The following is a 15,980-nucleotide window of genomic DNA, read 5'->3' as shown; positions in this document are numbered from 1 at the left end:
CAATCATCATCTAGCAACAATCGACGAAGGCAGTTACCAAGGACAGGAACAATGACCAGCATTCTTATGTATTCAGTACGCCCCGACGAGCAGGAGGCCATTCGGGCCTGGGCGCAAGCCAATGACATTCAGGTGGATACTACCGACCACGATCTGGGGATGAAGACCGTGGACATGATCAAGGGATACGACGGCATCGTCATCCAGCAGCACGCGGCCCTGCCCGAGCCCGAGCTCTACCAGCGGCTCAAGGACTATGGCATCAAGCAGCTGACCCTGCGGATTACGGGCTATGACATCGTCAACCTGCAGGCCGCCCGGGAGAATGGACTAGTCGTCACCAACGTGCCTGCCTACTCGCCCCGGTCGGTCTCCGAACTGGTCCTGGCCCAGGTCATGCGTCTGGTCCGGCATCTGGGGGAGGCCAGCGCTCGCGAGGCCAAGGACGACTATACTTGGGCTGGGCTTCAGGCCCACGAGATCCACAACCTGACCGTGGGGATCATTGGAGCAGGCAAGATCGGATCGGCCGTTGCCAGGATTTTCCGGGCCCTGGGTTCCACCGTCATCGCCAACGACCCGGTTCACCGCCCAGAGCTGGCAGACACTCTTGATTATGTGGATCTGCCCACCCTTTTGAAGCGGGCCGACATCGTCACCGTCCATACGCCGCTGGACGAGACCACCCACCATCTGATCAACGCGCAGGCCCTGGATGCCATGAAGCCCTCGGCCTTCCTGGTCAACGCCGCCCGCGGCCCCATTGTGGACACCCCGGCGCTGATTGAGGCCCTGCAGACCAAGTCCATCGCCGGTGCAGCCATCGATACCATCGAGGGGGAGGCTGGCATCTTCGAAAAGGACCTGAGTGGAGCCAGGGTCGGCAACCAGGCCTTGGAGACCCTCAAGGCCATGCCCAATGTGGAGGTTTCACCCCACATCGGCTTCTACACCGATGCCGCCGTGAACGCCATGGTCAACATCTCCCTGAATGACGTCAAGACCATTCTGGAGGGCGGCACCAGCGAGCATCAGGTGGACTGACGCTATGTTTCCGCGACCCGGACCGGGCGCCGGCCTGCTCAGGCGGGATTGTGCGCAAAGGTGATGGTGCCCTGGTCCGGGTCCATGTTTTCCACAATGGCCAGGGACTTGAGGTTGTAGCCCTCTTTGCGCAGGGTACGGCCGCCCTCCTGGAAGCCCTTCTCCACGGCGATGCCGATGCCTTCAATGACGACCTTGGCATCATGGCAGATGTCGATCAGACCGTGCAGGGCGTTGCCCTTGGCCAGGAAGTCATCAAGGATCAGCACATGCTCGCCCTCCGTAAGGAAGCGCTTGGCCACAATGACGGGGTACTCGCGCTGCTTGGTGAAGGAGTAGATGCGGGCCGTGTACTGGTCGCCGTCAAGGTTGATGGACTGGGTCTTCTTGGCGAAGACCACCGGCACGTCGCCGAAGTGGCGGGCGGCCAGGCAGGCGATGCCGATGCCGGATGCCTCAATGGTCAGAATCTTGTCGATCCTGTGACCAGCGAATAGGCGGGCCCATTCAGCGCCCATGTGGTCAAAGAGCCGCACGTCGCACTGATGGTTGAGGAAGGCGTCCACCTTGAGTACATTGCCAGGCTTGACCGTGCCTTGGCGGCGGATTCGCTCCTCGAGTTCCTGCATGTCATCGTCCTTGTCGTCATGAATGCGGGGCCCCTGTGGTCCCGGCGGATAGACACCAAGATAACCCGGTTCTGGGACTGTGGTCAGGCCGCCCTGATCCGCCAGGTTTCACCTCCAGCGGATTGGAGTGTCTTCCTGGCGTGTCAGCCCGTCAATCCGCGGATTCAAGGTCCTGACTGTTACAGTGAAAATTGACCGCATTGGTCGCGCATCGTCGCGGTGCGTTAAAGGACCTAAGGAGGACCATATGGGGATTCTGGATGATGCAAAGGATGCCATGAAGTCTGCCGGCGAGAAGATTTCCGACGTCGCAGGCGATGTAAAGGACACCGTTATGGACAAGGCATCCGATGCCAAGGATGCCGTTGCCGACAAGATGGGCGACGCCAAGGACGCTGCCCAGGACAAGGCATCCGATGCCAAGGACGCCGCTTCGGACAAGATGGACCAGGCCAAGGCCGATGTCAAGGTGGGCAAGGCAAAGGCTGAGCAGGGCGCCACTGAGGCCGCCAACAACGCCAAGGACCAAATGCGCAACTGACCGGGTCATCTGACTTCCCCGATTTACCCCGTTCGCTTTCCCCGTCGAAAGCGGACGGGATTTTTATATCTGCTGGCTGACCCCTGAGCCAAGGTCGATGACACCGCTTTGTGGTAGAAATAGTTGGTTGCCGGGTGTGCGCCATCCGGCCTGTGACGGTGACCGAGACCAGATGGCAAGAGGTGGCTTGTGAACGAGGAACCGGACTTGATCCAGCGCAGCGCCAAGGAGCTGCTCAAGGGGCTCAACGATCAGCAGGCCGAGGCTGTTCAATACCAGGGGCCGGCCCTGCTGATCGGGGCAGGCGCAGGCTCTGGCAAGACCCGAGTGCTGACCCGCAGGATCGCCTGGATTCTCAGCCAGTTCGGCGCCTGGCCCAGCCAGATCCTGGCCATCACCTTCACCAACAAGGCAGCTTCCGAGATGCGCGAGCGTCTGCGTCGGCTGATCGGACCCGTGGCCGACCGCATGTGGGTGTCCACATTCCACTCGGCCTGCGTGCGCATTCTGAGGAGGGATGGCAAGGAGATCGGTCTGCGATCGGGCTTCACCATCTACGACACGGCCGATTCCGAGCGCCTGATCAAACTGATTGGCAAGGACCTCAACATCGATCTGAAGCGTTACACGCCCAGAAACATTTTGAGCCACATATCCGACTACAAGAACAACCTGCAGGATTGGCACACGCAGCTGCAGGAGTATGCCCCCGACTACCGGCCCGGGCAGCGCGGCCAGCAGATTACCGCCCGCTTCGGCAACGAGGAGGAGCTCTACTCCGTGATCTACGCCGAGTACGAGCATCGGCTGGCTCAGGCCAACGCCGTCGATTTCGACGATTTGATTGTGCGCACCGTCCAGCTGCTCCAGCAATCCCCGATGGTGGCGCAGTATTACCACCATCGCTTCCGCTACGTGCTGGTGGACGAGTACCAGGACACCAACCATGCCCAGTATGTGCTCATGCGCGAGCTTGCCGGTGCCGATGCAGGCAAGCAAGACCAGGCCTGGATCACCGTGGTGGGTGATTCGGATCAGTCCATCTATGCCTTCCGAGGGGCCGATATCAGCAACATCAGGGACTTTGAGAAGGACTTCCCTGGGGCCCGGACCATCCTCCTGGAGCAGAACTACCGTTCCACCCAGACCATTCTGGATGCAGCCAATGCCATCATTGTCAAAAATGAAGGCCGCAAGCCCAAGAAGCTCTGGACCGCCCTGGGCAAGGGGGAGCCCATCGTGGGCTACGCAGCCGACAACGCCCAGCAGGAGGCCGCCTGGATCGCCACCGAGATCGCCAGACTGCGCAGCGAGGAGGGCATTCCCTACTCCGACATGGCCATCATGTACCGGGCCAACGCCCAGTCCCGCGCCCTGGAGGAGGGGCTGATCAACGCCGGTCTGCCTTATCAATTGGTGGGCGGGACCCGCTTCTACGAGCGCAAGGAGATCAAGGACGCCCTGGCCTACCTGCACGCCATCGCCAATCCCCAGGACGACGTGAACATGCGTCGGATACTCAACGTGCCCAAGCGGGGCCTGGCCGCACGTGCCGAGGCGGCGGCGACCTCCTATGCGGATCTGCATCAGGTCTCCTTCTGGGAGGGGGTGCAGCATATTGAGGAAGTGCCCGGAGCTTCCACGCTGATGGTCAAGCGGATGAAGACCTTCAGGGATCTGATCAGCTCCCTGACCGACTTTGCCTCTGAGCACGATGCCAAGCCATCGCAGATTGTTGAGAAGGTCCTGGAGGAGTCCGGCATGTTGGACGAGCTTCGCAAGTCCGTTGACCCGCAGGATGCCTCTCGGCTGGAGAACCTTGGACAGCTGCAGTCTGTGGCTGCCGAGTTCGAGCAGAAGACTCCTGACGCTACGCTGGCGGGCTTCCTGGAGACCACGGCACTGGTGGCCGATTCAGACCAGCTGCCAGGCTTGGGCGACGACTCAGGCAAAGTGACCCTGATGACCCTGCACACGGCCAAGGGCCTGGAGTACCCGGTGGTCTTTCTGACTGGCATGGAGCAGGGAACCTTCCCTCACTCCCGCTGCCTCGAGGATGCCGACGAGATGCAGGAAGAGCGTCGGCTGGCCTATGTGGGCGTGACCCGTGCCAAGAGACGTCTTTACCTGACGAGGGCGGCCGTCCGCTCACAGTGGGGGCAGGTCAATGAGATGCTGCCCAGCCAGTTCCTGGACGACATCCCTGACGAGCTGATTGACTGGAAGCGTCGGCAGGCAAGCAATGAGCGGATGCGCGCAGGCTGGGACCTTGGTGACGACGAGGACGAATTCGGCGGCTTCGAGGGTGAAAGCGATAGCCGTGCGTTCGGTCATCGTTCATTCGGCGGGTTCGGCTCCGGCTCCGGTTTTGGCTCTTCCCATAATGTGCATGGGCGCTCGCGGACCTCCTCGCAGCGGTCGTTCGAATCATCCGGATATGGCTCTCGTAGCTCCTCTTCCAGAAGCGGAAGAGTTACGACCAGGCACAGCACAGCAAGCTCATCGTCATCCGCACACACTGGCAGGGCCTCGGGCCAGCCCAAGTCGAATGGCCTGTCCATTCAGGACTTCTCCTTGGGCGACAGGGTGGCCCACGATCAGTATGGCCTGGGCAAGGTGGTCGATATTCAGGACAAGGGGCACAACTCGGTCTTGACCGTGGACTTCGGTTCCGAGGGAACCAAGAGGCTGATGCTGCGCTTGGCACCGATAGAAAAACTCTGAACGATCGAGACTCGGAGCCTGTCCAGGGACGAGACCGCCGGAACTATGCACTCATGACTCTTGCGAGGACAGCCATTCCACGGCTAACTGAGTGCGGTTGGCCAGGTTGGTCTTGGCCAGGATGGCTGAGATGTGATTGCGGACAGTGCCCTCGCTGAGGCAGAGCCGCCTGGCGATGGCTTGGTTGTTGAGGCCGCCGGCCACCAGAGCGACGATTTCGCGTTCGCGGTCGGTCAGTGTTTGGAAGCGCCGGGGAACAGGCTCAGCCGGATTCTTTTGCGACTGTGTGTCCTTATTGCCTAGTGACAGATTAGCCACGGCCTCAGCTCCAAGAACCGTCTGTCCCGCCATGACGGCTTGCAGAGCCGGCACCACTGAAGCCACGTCCTGCTTGATCACATACCCCTTGGCGCCCAAGGCCAGGGCGCGTGAAATATATTCCTTGTCTGCAAAGGTGGTTAGAAAGAGCACACGGGCAGCCGAATCCATGGCGATGATGCGTTCCGCCGCCTCCAGACCATCCATGCCAGGCATCTGCACATCAAGCAACAGAACGTCTGGCTTTCCTCCAGCTGCCTGAAAACTCTCGAGGGCTGACTGGCCGTCACCGGCAGTCCAGAGCACATCTGCAGTACCGGTTGCCGTCAAAATCGTTGACAGGGATGAGCAGACGATCGGATCATCATCAGCGATAGCGACTTTCATGCCATTACCTTCCTACCCTCTTCATGCTCGGCTGGGGTGTGGTAGAACCAAGGTTCCTTAGGCAAGGATACGAAGACCTTCCATCCTTGCTGGTTGGGGCCGCTGTTGGCCGTGCCGCCCAAGGCCCTGGCCCTGGCCTCCATATCGGCCAGCCCCATGCCGCGATGGAGCTCTGGCTTCTTTAAGTGCGAGCTGTCAGGCTGCGATTGCTGAATCCCGCCGTCGTCCTGCACCACCATCTGCCAGAAGGCTGGGAGGTCGCGCAGGATAACCTGCGCTGACTTGGCTGAAGAATGGCGGACCGTATTGGTAAGGGCCTCGCGAACAATGGTGGCCAAGCAACGGCACACTGGTGCAGGCGCTGCCTCAATGCCATTGTTCAGATCGACCTGCAACCGCCCCGTCGAAGCTTCGGAGCTGGCTTCCTGCATCTGGGATGCGAAGTCAGTGCCCTCATCCTCCAAGTCATGCACGGAACGACGAATTGTGGTCATGGCCTCGTCCAAGGTTTTGCCGACACTGTCCAGTAGCTGCTCGGCACTCTGGTCACCCTTGCTTTGAGCCACCACGCGGCCAGCCTGGATCTGCACGATGGCACGGGTGAGCTGGTGTCCCACATTGTCGTGAATGTCTCGGGCGATTCGGGTCCGCTCGGATAAGTGTGCCATCCGGGTCGCCTGGGCCCTCTCCTCGTCCAGGTCGTTGATGCGGCCGCGCAGTTGGCGAATCTGGTAGCGCCCGGTGTCTTCAATCTGCCATACACGCTCCTTAGCCTCCGCTAAGCGCGCACATGCCAGACCGCCGCCTTGCGCCAGTGCTGATGTCAACAAAGTCAGCAGCGCATAGCGTTGGGTGAGGCCTCTGAACAGTATGAGGTCAGTGATGGCAGGTATCAGCCAGAAGAATGCCGGCAACAGGTCCAAGAGCAGCCTAGAGTCCTTGGCCAGGGAGTCTTTCATGCCGACTGATCCGGCAGTCGGGACTATGGCTCCGAGTCCAACTCCCGCCTCGAAAGCCAGCGCTGGCAAAAAGAAAAGCCAGACTGGTATGAATGTTGCCAAAAGCGACACCAGGGCACCACCCAACATGGAACCTGGCGCTGGCAACGTCCATTCACACAGGGCTCCTACTGCTACCGAGGCCAAGAGGCCAGCGATCAGGGTTGCTGAAACCACTGAACCATACCATGATCCGCATAAGGCCCCCAGACCAACCAGGGCCAGCCAGCCAGCTATCCTGCCCATGAATGTCTCCTCGCCCTGTTGCTCTATTGTCCTAAATAGTAATTGGCGGACTACCCGTTCCTGCGCCGATCCACAGGCGGGAGCACCCATGACAGATGTCATTAATCTGATTCGAGCATTTTACAATTTTGATGACAACTGTCACGGTGTTGGGCCAGCTGCAGCTGGGATGATGGAATCATGAACAGTTCACATGAGCAAGAGCCGGCCTTGAAGGTCAGCGCATTGGTGAAGCGCTACGGTGACACGGTGGCCTTGGACCACTTCGACATGGAAGTCGGTCGTGGCGAGGTATTCGGACTGCTCGGCCCTAACGGTTCAGGCAAGTCAACTGCCATCAACTGCATCCTGGCCTTGCTCAGCTTTGAATCGGGAACGGTTCGCATATTCGGGCAGGAGATGACCCCGACCTCCTACGATCTCAAAAGTCATATCGGCGTGGTTCCACAGAATGTGGCCGTCTTCAATGAACTGAGCGTCCAGGAGAACATCGACTATTTCTGCTCCCTCTACGTGCCCAAGAAGGCCGACCGCAAGGACCTGGTCGAGCAGGCCATCGACTTCGTGGGGCTGGGCGATTTCCGCAAGTTCCGCCCGGGCAAGCTGTCGGGCGGCCTGCTGCGCAGGCTCAACATCGCCTGTGGCATCGCCCACCAGCCCGACCTCATCTTTTTCGATGAGCCCACCGTCGCCGTTGACCCCCAGAGCCGAAACGCCATTCTGGAGGGCATCGAACGGCTGAACGACCAGGGGGCCACCGTGGTTTACACCAGCCATTACATGGAGGAGGTGGAGCAGATCTGTACGCGGATCATGATTATGGACCATGGCCGTCAGATCGCCCTAGGCGCGGCTGAGGAACTCAAGGGCATGGTCCAGGCCGGTGAGCAGGTCACCGTCGAGACTCTGGACCTGCAGGAGTCCACACTGGCCAAAATCCGCGCCCTGCCTCTGGCTCAATCTGTCGACTATGACGGCAAGGAGCTGGTCATCCGCTGCCGCCAGGGCGAGCACAACCTGCAGGACGTGTTGACGGTCCTGGAATCCACCCAGACCAGCTACGGCCACCTGACCAGCCGTCCGCCATCCCTCAACGACGTTTTCCTGGAGCTGACCGGCAAGGAACTGCGTGACTGAGCGCGGTCCATAGGCTCAATTGCCGTAAGGAGCACATATCTATGTGGAACTCATTCCTGATCAACGTCAAGACCTCGATACGCAACACCTCCTCCCTTTTCTGGGTCCTGGCCTTTCCGGTCATTCTGGCCGCTCTGATGCTGGGCATCATGGGCAACCTGCAAGACGGCTACACTGCCGAGGCACAGCATTTCGCCATAGTCTCGGACAGCAACTGGAAAGCCAGCCCAGGTGCTGACGAGCTGGTTTCCTCACTATCGAAGAAACCCAAGGCTGGGTCCGACGACACTCAGCTGCTTATCCCGACGACGGTGGCTACCAAGGCCGAAGCAGACACGCGTCTGGATAGCCGGAAAGACATCGGATACCTGTACGCGGGCTCTGACGGTCTGGTCAACATGGTCCTGTGCGACCGTGAAGCAGCCAGCATCCAATCCGATTCAACCGCTTCCGAAGGCATAGCGGTCTCCATTCTCTCCGCTTCGCTGGGCAGCTTCAACCAAGCAAAATCCGCAAGGTCTACCAAATCCTCACCAAGTACTCAAATTCTGGTGCGATCCGGCGGACAGACCTACACCAAGCAAATCCGCCTGACGCACATCCACCCTTCGATGACCGCGCCCTACTTCTTCGCTGTGCTCGCTATGGCCTGTCTTATCAGTGCCAGCACCGCAGCTGAGATGATTGCCAGGACTCAGCCCAACCTTTCAGCCTTGGGAGCCCGACGGGCCAGTTCTCCCAGCCCCAAGTGGCGGCAGGCAGCGGGTGCCTTTCTGGCCTCCTGGCTCTTCTCCGCAGTCAGCCTCCTAGTCGCCTATATCTTCGTCCGAACAGTCTGCGGCGTGCAAATCGGCGGTCGTGACCCGATAGCACTCATAGCCATCGCCGTGGGCACCTTTATGGCTACCGCTTTCGGCTCTATGATGGGTGCGATTCCCAAACTCCCCATCGAAACGAAGGTTGGTTTGGTCGTCGGCATCGACTGCACCCTGAGTGCCTTTATCGGCCTCTATGGCAGCTTGGCTATGGACCTCAACAATGCCATACAGGAACGCGCTCCGGTCCTGCACCTGATCAACCCCGTCAAGCAGGTCTCCAACCTTTTCTACGACATCGTCTACTACGACAGCCTGGCACCTTTCGCCCGCACCTGCGGCATCCTGGTCATTATGGCCGCCTTCTTCCTGGCTGCCTGTGGTCTGCTCCTAAGGAAACAACGGTATGAATACTTGTAAAACAGCACTGCGCGTCATCTGGGCGCATAAGTTCTACCTCCTCCTGTATCTGGTGGGCATGAGCCTGGTCATGATTGTCATCGGTTCCACGAATATGCAGGCCGCGGTGCGTGCCAATGCCTCAAGCTCGGTTGGGCGCTTCGAACCCGCACGTGCGAAGGTAGCCGTCATCAACAGGGATTGCGGTGACCAGGTCGGTTGCGAGCTGGGCCGGGGTCTGGAGCAGTATCTGAGCAAGTCGGCCCAGCTGGTGACAGTCGAAGATAGGCCACAGGCTTTGCAGGACGCAAATGTATCCGGCAAAAGCGATTTGACCATTATCATCCCAGCCGGATATGGGCAACGCTTCCTTGAGGCGCTTGAAGACACTGCTGCCCAAGCTCCCAGCGGCGGTAAGACGCTTGGTTTCCCGAAAGTTGAAACGGCGGCCTCCTATAATTCCAGCCGCGGCAGTCTGGCACAACTGCAGGTGGACAGCTATTTTGATGCTCTTCGTTCTGCTTTGCTTGCAGGTCGAGGACAAAACGGCTCGATGGAGCTGCATTCGTCGGCAGTGTTCAATGGTGCTGCCGCCTATGCAGTGGCCCACTATGCCGACAAGCAGCCACATGTGGGCATCCATGCCAGCCCAAAGGGCGACAATAGAGCACTGTCGGAAGGCTTCGCTACGACAGTTGGCCTGGCTGCCTTTCCCTTGATGACAGCGCTGACGGTCAGCGTCGCCACGCTCTTCGCCGCGTTCAGCTCTCCTGACCGACGTCGGCGCCTGCTTGCCTCTCCAATGCGATCAAGCAGTCTGAATGGACAGGAGCTCACGGCAGCCCTCATCCTGGCAGGCATCTCCTGGGCCTACTATGTGGCACTCGTTGCCTTCAGTATGGCGGCTTCTGGGGTGTCCTTGACTTCACTGGGCTGGGGGAGGGTGCTGCTGAGCTTTTTCGCCATGCTGATATTCGCGGTATCGGCGGCATCCTTCGGATTCATGCTTGCTCAGTTCAATCCTTCCTCTTCGCTCATAAACTCTGTAGGCGTCATCTTCGGCCTGGTGGTTATGTTCACCTCCGGGTCAAGTACCGGCGGCAGCCTGCCTCCGGTCATGCAGACCATCGGTAAACTGACTCCGGGCTGGTGGTACAACACCGCTGTCCAATCAATAGTGGATACAAGTGCGGCAGATCTGGCCTCCTGGGGTCTTCCGCTTACTGTGGTTGCCTTGTTCGCACTGGCCTATTCCTGCGTTGGTCTCATGGTCTCCCGCCTGACACGCACCCGGGCCACCCTGGTCGCTCTTGCTGGCTCCGATCCTAGTATGATCGGGTAGCTTACCTGCATTCATATAATCTTCAGGCCAGACCCATCGCTGTCCAATCTGTCGACGGTTTTGCTCGCGGTAAGTTACCGGATATGAAATTATTATTGAATAATAGAGCCAGCTGAAGTTTTAGATAGCGCCAAAGCCAAATGCAGTACAACTGAAGAAGTAGATGACATGAACATACTTGTTATTCAAGGATCACCCTATGAAGGTAGTTTTAGCCATGCCAACGCCCAGGCTTACGCGCTAACTGCCCGGCGTAAGGGTCACACGGTCGAGATGATCGACCTCAGCCAAGAAGACTTCGACCCGGTGCTTCGTTACGGCTATGCCAAGCACATGGAGGACGAATCAGCACCTAAGCGTTATCAAAGCATGGTTGCCCGAGCCGATCATCTGGTCTTTGTCTTCCCCATTTGGTGGGCAGGTGAACCAGCCATCCTCAAGGGCTGGTTGGATAGGGTACTCACGCCACAATTCGCCTACCGGTATGGGAGCAGTCTCAAATCGGAGGGACTGCTCAAGGGCAAGACGGCGCAAATCATCAGCAGCAGCCATGGGCCGGCCTTCGTCTCCAAGATGCATGGTTCCACCGTGACCCGATGGAAGTATTCCATCCTAAAATTCTGCGGTATCAAATTTACTGGGGCCAGCATTCTGGGCCGCATCGACTCGAAGGTTGATACGCCTGGACGCCGCAAGGCCTTCACTCGGAAGATTTGCAAGACAGTGCCTTCAGCAAAGTAAGACCTGTCAGCCTTTAAGCGATGGACCTTTGACCGTCAATGACGAAAAGCGCTGGCGCGGCATTCAAAGGGCATACGCCATGCCAGTCATTCGTCCGGTTCCATGGCCAGCCTGGCGATCAGACATGTCAGCAGTGTCACCATGACCACTCCAGTGATGATCTGGGTCATGGGGCAGTGGTCGATCAGCGGGCCGAAGGCGGCTTGTCCCAGCGGAATCGCACACATGCATAGACTATTGGTCAGCCCTATCACCTTGCCTATCAGCCTTGCAGGGGTATGAATCTGCTCATAGGACAGGGAAGTGATGCTGACCGTCTGCACTATTCCCGCTGCCAGAGCTATGCATCCGGTTACCAGTGCGAAGAGGACATGAGCAGGCGAATGCAGAAGCAGTCCTGCTGCAATGGGCAGGAGAACCAGGGCGCTGGCCGAGAGCAGCATGGGTATTCGTTGCAGATTGAACCAGGCTGGACGGATGGACACCAAGACGGCTCCAAGCAGGCTTCCGCAGGCCAGTATTCCTTCGGCCAGCCCCTGCATGGCATTGCTCAGGCCCAGCGTGCGAGTGACCATATAGGGCAGGGCCACGTTGATGTAGGAGGCAAAGATCAAGTTGGTCGCCAGGCTGAGTCCTATGACCACTTTGAGGTTGCCATGCCTGACCAGAAATTGTGCAGCCGCTTTGGTGTCCGCGGCCAGATGGCTCACCAGTGCTCTTGGGCCTTGGGAGGAGCCCTGTGCTGGTTCGGGAATCCTGACGGCGATCCTGATCCAGACAGCAGAAATAAGACAGACCAAGGCGGCAATCCCGACCGTTTGCATGATTCCGAAGAATCCCATGACCATGCCGGCCAACACTGGTCCGATCATTCCTACGAGGGAGATCGCCTGGGAAACCAGGGCTGATGCACGGGTCAGGTCTTTTCTGTCTACCAGGCAGTGAAGGGCTGCTTGCACCGTTGGGCTGTAACAGGCCCTATAGGCGTTGACCAGCATCATGCAGGCCACGGTCAAAAAAACGGGGTCGATTTTGTGGCCGATCAGAATGTACAAGAAGGCGGTCAATGCCGACAGAATGTCCAGCACTGCCATGGTGGACTGCTTGTGCAGTCGGTCAGCCAGAGCTCCGCCCAGGGGGGTCAGGAGTATGGATGGAAGGACGGCCAGAGCGGATGCCATGCCATAGAGGGATGCCGATCCTGAGATGTTGAGCAGATGAAGGGGAAGGGCGAAGACCAAGCATGTCTGCCCTAGATTGGAGAGAATCTCAGTCGTCAGAAGAGCAATGAACGGCGGTGCCAGCAACCCTTTGCCTGAGGTTTGGTTGTGAGCGAGCGGGTTCATATGCTCCCCTCGCCTTCGGTCTTTTCTTTGCCGCCCCCTTTGGCATCGGTGCCGAAGGAGGCCAGCAGGTCGGAGAACCCTTGGTCCTCCAGGGGGATGCCCAGGCCCTGCAGGATAGAGAAAAAGCAAGCGGCTCTGGTGCGCAGTTCCGCCTGTGTTCCCCTACGAAAGAAGGGAAGGAGCCACATATTAGCCAGCAGGCGGAAGATCTCTGCAGTTTGTTCGACGTGGTCCACATGCATTGAACCCTCCTGGTTGCCCTGCTTGATCAGGTCGACAAAGTCGTCCCGCTCATCCACCAAGGCGGTGAATTCCATGCCGATCATCTTAGGATTGGCCTTTGGGTTGAATTCGCGGAACATCAGATCCGCGGCCTCCAGCCTCTTTCGCGCCCGCTCGGGAGAGAAGAGCGACTGCAGCTGCTTCAAAGCCGTGTCTTGCTTCGACCGGGCATGGGCCTTGCTGGTCGTCTCGCTCACAGTGCTCATCAATCTATTGGCCACAGCGTCGAAGAGGTCTTCCTTGGACTGGTAGTGATGGTAAACAGCTCCCTTGCTCAAGCCTCCTGTTGCATTGATGATGTCCTGCATGCTGGTTTTGTCGTAGCCTTGGCGGGTGAAGAGCTCGGTAGCGGCTTTGATGATTCGCTCTTGCGTCAGTTCAGGGTGAGCATTGCGGGCCATAGGCGTCTTCCTTTCAGGTCGATGACGATAGGTCATCGTCGGTTGGTTGGGGGAGTCTGCTTGTCATGACTCAATATCATACCGACCGTTGGTATGAATATATCACAACATACTCTTTGCCCCAGGTCGGGCACATGTGGTTTAATGAACACTTGGTTTGCGCATTTGTGCACAAATCTATCTGGAGTCTCAGCCCATCAATGGGTCGGCGGCCGCAAGGTCGTTCGTGCTTGGCACGGTGAAGCATTGGAGAGGCCTGACTCGACGGTTTCGGCCGTCTTCGTTCAGATAACGACAGAAGCAAGTAAGGATTGCATCAATGACTAACATTCAGCGTGCGCGTCGCCAGGTCCGCCTGTCCCGCGCTCTGGGCATCGCCCTGACCCCCAAGGCCCAGCGCCTGTTCGAAAAGCGCCCCTATGGCCCAGGCGAACACGGCCGCAGCCGCCGTCGCACCGAGTCCGACTACGCTGTCCGTCTGCGCGAGAAGCAGAGGCTGCGCGCCCAGTACGGCGTCTCCGAGAAGCAGCTGCGTGCCGCCTACGAGCGGGGCACCCACGAGTCCGGCCAGACCGGTGCAGCCATGCTTCGCGAGCTGGAGTGCCGCCTGGACAACCTGGTCCTGCGCGCCGGCATCGCACGCACCACGGCCCAGGCTCGTCAGTACGTGGTCCACCGCCATATCCTGGTCGACGGCAACATCGTGGACCGTCCTTCCTACAGGGTCAAGCCCGGTCAGACCATTCAGGTCAAGCCCAAGAGCCAGACCATGGTGCCCTTCCAGATCGCCGCGGAAGGCGTCCATAGGGACGTGCTGCCTGCAGTCCCCGGCTACCTGGACGTGGACCTGGCCTCCCTGAAGGCCACCCTGGTCCGCAAGCCTGAACCGGAGGAGATCCCGGTTCAGGTCAACATTCAGTATGTGGTCGAGTTCTACGCTCGCTGACCGCGAAAAATCTCGGGGCCCCGGTTCGTCCGGGGCTCTTTGCATGTCAGGTTCTGCCGCCCCTGTTGGGATTCGCGTGGGATAATGGGGTCATGTTGCTCCATCTGTATGCTGTCCGCCATGGACAGACTTATTTCAACCGCTACAACCGTCTCCAAGGCTGGTCCAACTCGCCCTTGACCTCATCGGGGCTCGAGGATGCTGATCGTGCGGGCCAAAGATTGAGCAAAGTGAGCTTTGCGGCCGCCTACTGTTCGGACACTACACGCGCCCAGGAGACAGTCCGCAGAATCCTGGACCAGAACCAGTCGGAGAACAAGCCTGAGCCGGTCAGCGACAGTCACTTCCGCGAGCAGTTCTATGGCTATTTCGAGGGGCAGGACATGGCCTTGGCCTGGTGGGCTGCAGGCGCGCCACATGGAGCAGGAACCTACCAGCAGATTGTGGACCAGTTCGGTCTGGCCGCCACCAGGGACTTCCTCAAGGAGGCCGACCCCTTTGGCGATGCGGAGTCCGACAGCGAGTACTGGACGCGCATTGCCGGCGGATTCGCCTTGATTGCAGCCGATCCGCATCTGAAAGATGGCGACCGCGTCCTGCTGATCTCGCACGGCAACACCCTGCTCAGTCTGGTCAACCGCTTCGGCGGCGGTCGTTACGACACCAGCTGCCGCCCGAGCAACGGAAGCGTCACAGTATTCGACTTTGATACGGAAGCCCCCTTTGAGCGCGCCCTGCAGGTTCAGTCCTTCAACCGCTGAATCGGCTTCAACCGGCCGGTCGTGGCCTAGTCTGATAGACGGTGCGTGCTAGCGTTGTCCCCAGTATCGTACCAATGGAAGAGAGGTAGCAGATGGGCGTAGGAGAGATTGCCGGCCTGATAGCGGCCATTGCTTTCGCTATCCTGGCGGGGTTTCTGATCTATCCCCTGATTCGTCTAGGGAAGCTCTTCGACCAGTTGGCGCAGACCATCAAGCAGGCGGGCGACCATGTGGTGCCCACCCTGGATGAGTCCGCCAGCACGGTCACTCAGCTCAACCAGACCCTGACCGACATCAATCGCATCTCCGCAGCGGCCTCGACCACGGCAGGCAACGTCGGCGCCCTGACCGACCTGTATGGATCAATGCTGGGCAAGCCGGTCATCAAAGTGGCAGCCTTCCTCTATGCCCTGCGCAAGACGATCTCGTCATTCCTTTCAGGTGGTCGCGGCAACGCCGAATCCAATCCCTCCACAGCAAAAAAGACCAATGACGGTCAAGGGAACGAGGGGAGGACCCGCTGATGTTCAAACGGATCTTCTGGATGGGGCTGGGCGTCACGGCAGGCGTGGTCCTGGTGACCAAGGCAGAGGCCTATGTGAGGGCCAATACCCCGAAGCGTGCGAGGGAATTCGTGCTGGGTGAGGACCAGGACCAGGTAGCTTCACGGACCCTGTCCGGTCTGGTGCGCCAGTTCACCCAGACAATGCACCAGCGGCAGGACGAGCTGGACCGCCGCTATCTGGACCGTTTCCAGGGCTGAGCCCGGGGCGGACAGGCCAAGGCAGACACGCCTGGCCGGTATAAAATCACCATATTCAGCTAAGAGTCCGGAGTGAGGGCGACCTGCTCGCACCCCGTACAACCGAGTCATTTAGACAACCCGTAATCCCCTCGGTGTTTGCCGGGTCTGAAGGAGCAGA

General features: G+C 59.1%; 16 protein-coding genes. 11 read left to right on the top strand and 5 right to left on the bottom strand.

Going from position 1 to position 15,980, the window contains the following annotated elements; translation table 11 throughout:
• Positions 1–51: 51 nt before the first annotated feature.
• Entirely contained in the window at positions 52–1,044 is a 993-nt protein-coding gene (locus GYM67_RS05155; protein ID WP_220235921.1) for a D-2-hydroxyacid dehydrogenase, read from the top strand.
• A gap of 38 nt (positions 1,045–1,082) precedes the next feature.
• Here GYM67_RS05155 and GYM67_RS05150 read toward each other — a convergent pair whose 3' ends face one another.
• Positions 1,083–1,673: a xanthine phosphoribosyltransferase gene (locus tag GYM67_RS05150; RefSeq protein ID WP_220235920.1), complete on the bottom strand. Its 591-nt coding sequence runs from the start codon at positions 1,671–1,673 to the stop codon at positions 1,083–1,085.
• Between the two features lie 247 nt (positions 1,674–1,920).
• Here GYM67_RS05150 and GYM67_RS05145 point away from each other — a divergent pair, with 247 nt between their 5' ends.
• Together GYM67_RS05145 and GYM67_RS05140 are read left to right on the top strand one after the other, a co-directional pair.
• Entirely contained in the window at positions 1,921–2,214 is a 294-nt protein-coding gene (locus tag GYM67_RS05145; protein ID WP_220235919.1) for a hypothetical protein, read from the top strand.
• Positions 2,215–2,403: 189 nt separating this feature from the next.
• Complete coding sequence (locus tag GYM67_RS05140; protein ID WP_220235918.1) at positions 2,404–4,938, top strand: UvrD-helicase domain-containing protein; 2,535 nt, start codon at positions 2,404–2,406, stop codon at positions 4,936–4,938.
• A gap of 51 nt (positions 4,939–4,989) precedes the next feature.
• Here GYM67_RS05140 and GYM67_RS05135 read toward each other — a convergent pair whose 3' ends face one another.
• Together GYM67_RS05135 and GYM67_RS05130 are read right to left on the bottom strand one after the other, a co-directional pair.
• Positions 4,990–5,643, bottom strand: a complete 654-nt coding sequence (locus GYM67_RS05135; RefSeq protein ID WP_220235917.1) for a response regulator transcription factor — start codon at positions 5,641–5,643, stop codon at positions 4,990–4,992.
• The gene (locus GYM67_RS05130; protein ID WP_220235916.1) at positions 5,640–6,887 is read right to left on the bottom strand and encodes a sensor histidine kinase; all 1,248 of its coding nucleotides are present in this window, start codon (positions 6,885–6,887) and stop codon (positions 5,640–5,642) included. Before GYM67_RS05130 ends, GYM67_RS05135 begins: the two co-directional genes overlap by 4 nt.
• A gap of 180 nt (positions 6,888–7,067) precedes the next feature.
• On the opposite strand from GYM67_RS05130, the gene GYM67_RS05125 reads away from it, so the two are divergent.
• The 4 genes from GYM67_RS05125 to GYM67_RS05110 all read left to right on the top strand — a co-directional run bounded on the left by GYM67_RS05125 (position 7,068) and on the right by GYM67_RS05110 (position 11,321).
• Positions 7,068–8,024, top strand: coding sequence for an ABC transporter ATP-binding protein (locus tag GYM67_RS05125; protein ID WP_220235915.1), 957 nt, complete (start codon positions 7,068–7,070; stop codon positions 8,022–8,024).
• Positions 8,025–8,065: 41 nt separating this feature from the next.
• A complete protein-coding gene (locus GYM67_RS05120) occupies positions 8,066–9,259 on the top strand; it encodes an ABC transporter permease (RefSeq protein WP_220235914.1) in 1,194 nt (397 codons plus the stop codon).
• Positions 9,246–10,580: an ABC transporter permease gene (locus GYM67_RS05115; protein WP_220235913.1), complete on the top strand. Its 1,335-nt coding sequence runs from the start codon at positions 9,246–9,248 to the stop codon at positions 10,578–10,580. The genes GYM67_RS05120 and GYM67_RS05115 overlap by 14 nt, the downstream gene beginning before the upstream one ends.
• Before the next feature lie 168 nt (positions 10,581–10,748).
• Positions 10,749–11,321: an NAD(P)H-dependent oxidoreductase gene (locus GYM67_RS05110; RefSeq protein ID WP_220235912.1), complete on the top strand. Its 573-nt coding sequence runs from the start codon at positions 10,749–10,751 to the stop codon at positions 11,319–11,321.
• Positions 11,322–11,407: 86 nt separating this feature from the next.
• On the opposite strand, the gene GYM67_RS05105 is transcribed toward GYM67_RS05110, so the two are convergent.
• Positions 11,408–12,667, bottom strand: coding sequence for an MFS transporter (locus GYM67_RS05105; protein ID WP_220235911.1), 1,260 nt, complete (start codon positions 12,665–12,667; stop codon positions 11,408–11,410).
• Positions 12,664–13,350 (bottom strand): TetR/AcrR family transcriptional regulator, encoded by a 687-nt coding sequence (locus GYM67_RS05100; protein WP_220235910.1) that lies wholly within the window; start codon positions 13,348–13,350, stop codon positions 12,664–12,666. The genes GYM67_RS05105 and GYM67_RS05100 overlap by 4 nt, the downstream gene beginning before the upstream one ends.
• A 319-nt stretch (positions 13,351–13,669) precedes the next feature.
• On the opposite strand from GYM67_RS05100, the gene rpsD reads away from it, so the two are divergent.
• The 4 genes from rpsD to GYM67_RS05080 all read left to right on the top strand — a co-directional run bounded on the left by rpsD (position 13,670) and on the right by GYM67_RS05080 (position 15,820).
• The gene (rpsD, locus tag GYM67_RS05095) at positions 13,670–14,296 is read left to right on the top strand and encodes a 30S ribosomal protein S4 (protein WP_220235909.1); all 627 of its coding nucleotides are present in this window, start codon (positions 13,670–13,672) and stop codon (positions 14,294–14,296) included.
• Positions 14,297–14,388: 92 nt separating this feature from the next.
• Positions 14,389–15,057 (top strand): histidine phosphatase family protein, encoded by a 669-nt coding sequence (locus tag GYM67_RS05090; RefSeq protein WP_220235908.1) that lies wholly within the window; start codon positions 14,389–14,391, stop codon positions 15,055–15,057.
• 92 nt (positions 15,058–15,149) lie between these two features.
• Positions 15,150–15,581 (top strand): DUF948 domain-containing protein, encoded by a 432-nt coding sequence (locus GYM67_RS05085; RefSeq protein WP_220235907.1) that lies wholly within the window; start codon positions 15,150–15,152, stop codon positions 15,579–15,581.
• Complete coding sequence (locus tag GYM67_RS05080) at positions 15,581–15,820, top strand: hypothetical protein (RefSeq protein ID WP_024627396.1); 240 nt, start codon at positions 15,581–15,583, stop codon at positions 15,818–15,820. The genes GYM67_RS05085 and GYM67_RS05080 overlap by 1 nt, the downstream gene beginning before the upstream one ends.
• Positions 15,821–15,980 lie beyond the last annotated feature (160 nt).

The sequence above is a fragment of the Bifidobacterium asteroides genome, assembly GCF_019469425.1.
Lineage (GTDB): Bacteria > Actinomycetota > Actinomycetes > Actinomycetales > Bifidobacteriaceae > Bombiscardovia > Bombiscardovia asteroides_I.
This window is presented reverse-complemented; position numbering and strand designations above follow the sequence as displayed.

What these genes read in the sequence shown, in the direction of transcription:
- GYM67_RS05155 (WP_220235921.1), top strand. Translation starts at nt 52, where the DNA reads ATGACCAGCATTCTTATGTATTCAGTACGCCCCGACGAGCAGGAGGCC.
- GYM67_RS05150 (WP_220235920.1), bottom strand. Translation starts at nt 1,673, where the DNA reads ATGCAGGAACTCGAGGAGCGAATCCGCCGCCAAGGCACGGTCAAGCCT.
- GYM67_RS05145 (WP_220235919.1), top strand. Translation starts at nt 1,921, where the DNA reads ATGGGGATTCTGGATGATGCAAAGGATGCCATGAAGTCTGCCGGCGAG.
- GYM67_RS05135 (WP_220235917.1), bottom strand. Translation starts at nt 5,643, where the DNA reads ATGAAAGTCGCTATCGCTGATGATGATCCGATCGTCTGCTCATCCCTG.
- GYM67_RS05130 (WP_220235916.1), bottom strand. Translation starts at nt 6,887, where the DNA reads ATGGGCAGGATAGCTGGCTGGCTGGCCCTGGTTGGTCTGGGGGCCTTA.
- GYM67_RS05125 (WP_220235915.1), top strand. Translation starts at nt 7,068, where the DNA reads ATGAACAGTTCACATGAGCAAGAGCCGGCCTTGAAGGTCAGCGCATTG.
- GYM67_RS05120 (WP_220235914.1), top strand. Translation starts at nt 8,066, where the DNA reads ATGTGGAACTCATTCCTGATCAACGTCAAGACCTCGATACGCAACACC.
- GYM67_RS05115 (WP_220235913.1), top strand. Translation starts at nt 9,246, where the DNA reads ATGAATACTTGTAAAACAGCACTGCGCGTCATCTGGGCGCATAAGTTC.
- GYM67_RS05110 (WP_220235912.1), top strand. Translation starts at nt 10,749, where the DNA reads ATGAACATACTTGTTATTCAAGGATCACCCTATGAAGGTAGTTTTAGC.
- GYM67_RS05105 (WP_220235911.1), bottom strand. Translation starts at nt 12,667, where the DNA reads ATGAACCCGCTCGCTCACAACCAAACCTCAGGCAAAGGGTTGCTGGCA.
- GYM67_RS05100 (WP_220235910.1), bottom strand. Translation starts at nt 13,350, where the DNA reads ATGGCCCGCAATGCTCACCCTGAACTGACGCAAGAGCGAATCATCAAA.
- rpsD (WP_220235909.1), top strand. Translation starts at nt 13,670, where the DNA reads ATGACTAACATTCAGCGTGCGCGTCGCCAGGTCCGCCTGTCCCGCGCT.
- GYM67_RS05090 (WP_220235908.1), top strand. Translation starts at nt 14,389, where the DNA reads ATGTTGCTCCATCTGTATGCTGTCCGCCATGGACAGACTTATTTCAAC.
- GYM67_RS05085 (WP_220235907.1), top strand. Translation starts at nt 15,150, where the DNA reads ATGGGCGTAGGAGAGATTGCCGGCCTGATAGCGGCCATTGCTTTCGCT.
- GYM67_RS05080 (WP_024627396.1), top strand. Translation starts at nt 15,581, where the DNA reads ATGTTCAAACGGATCTTCTGGATGGGGCTGGGCGTCACGGCAGGCGTG.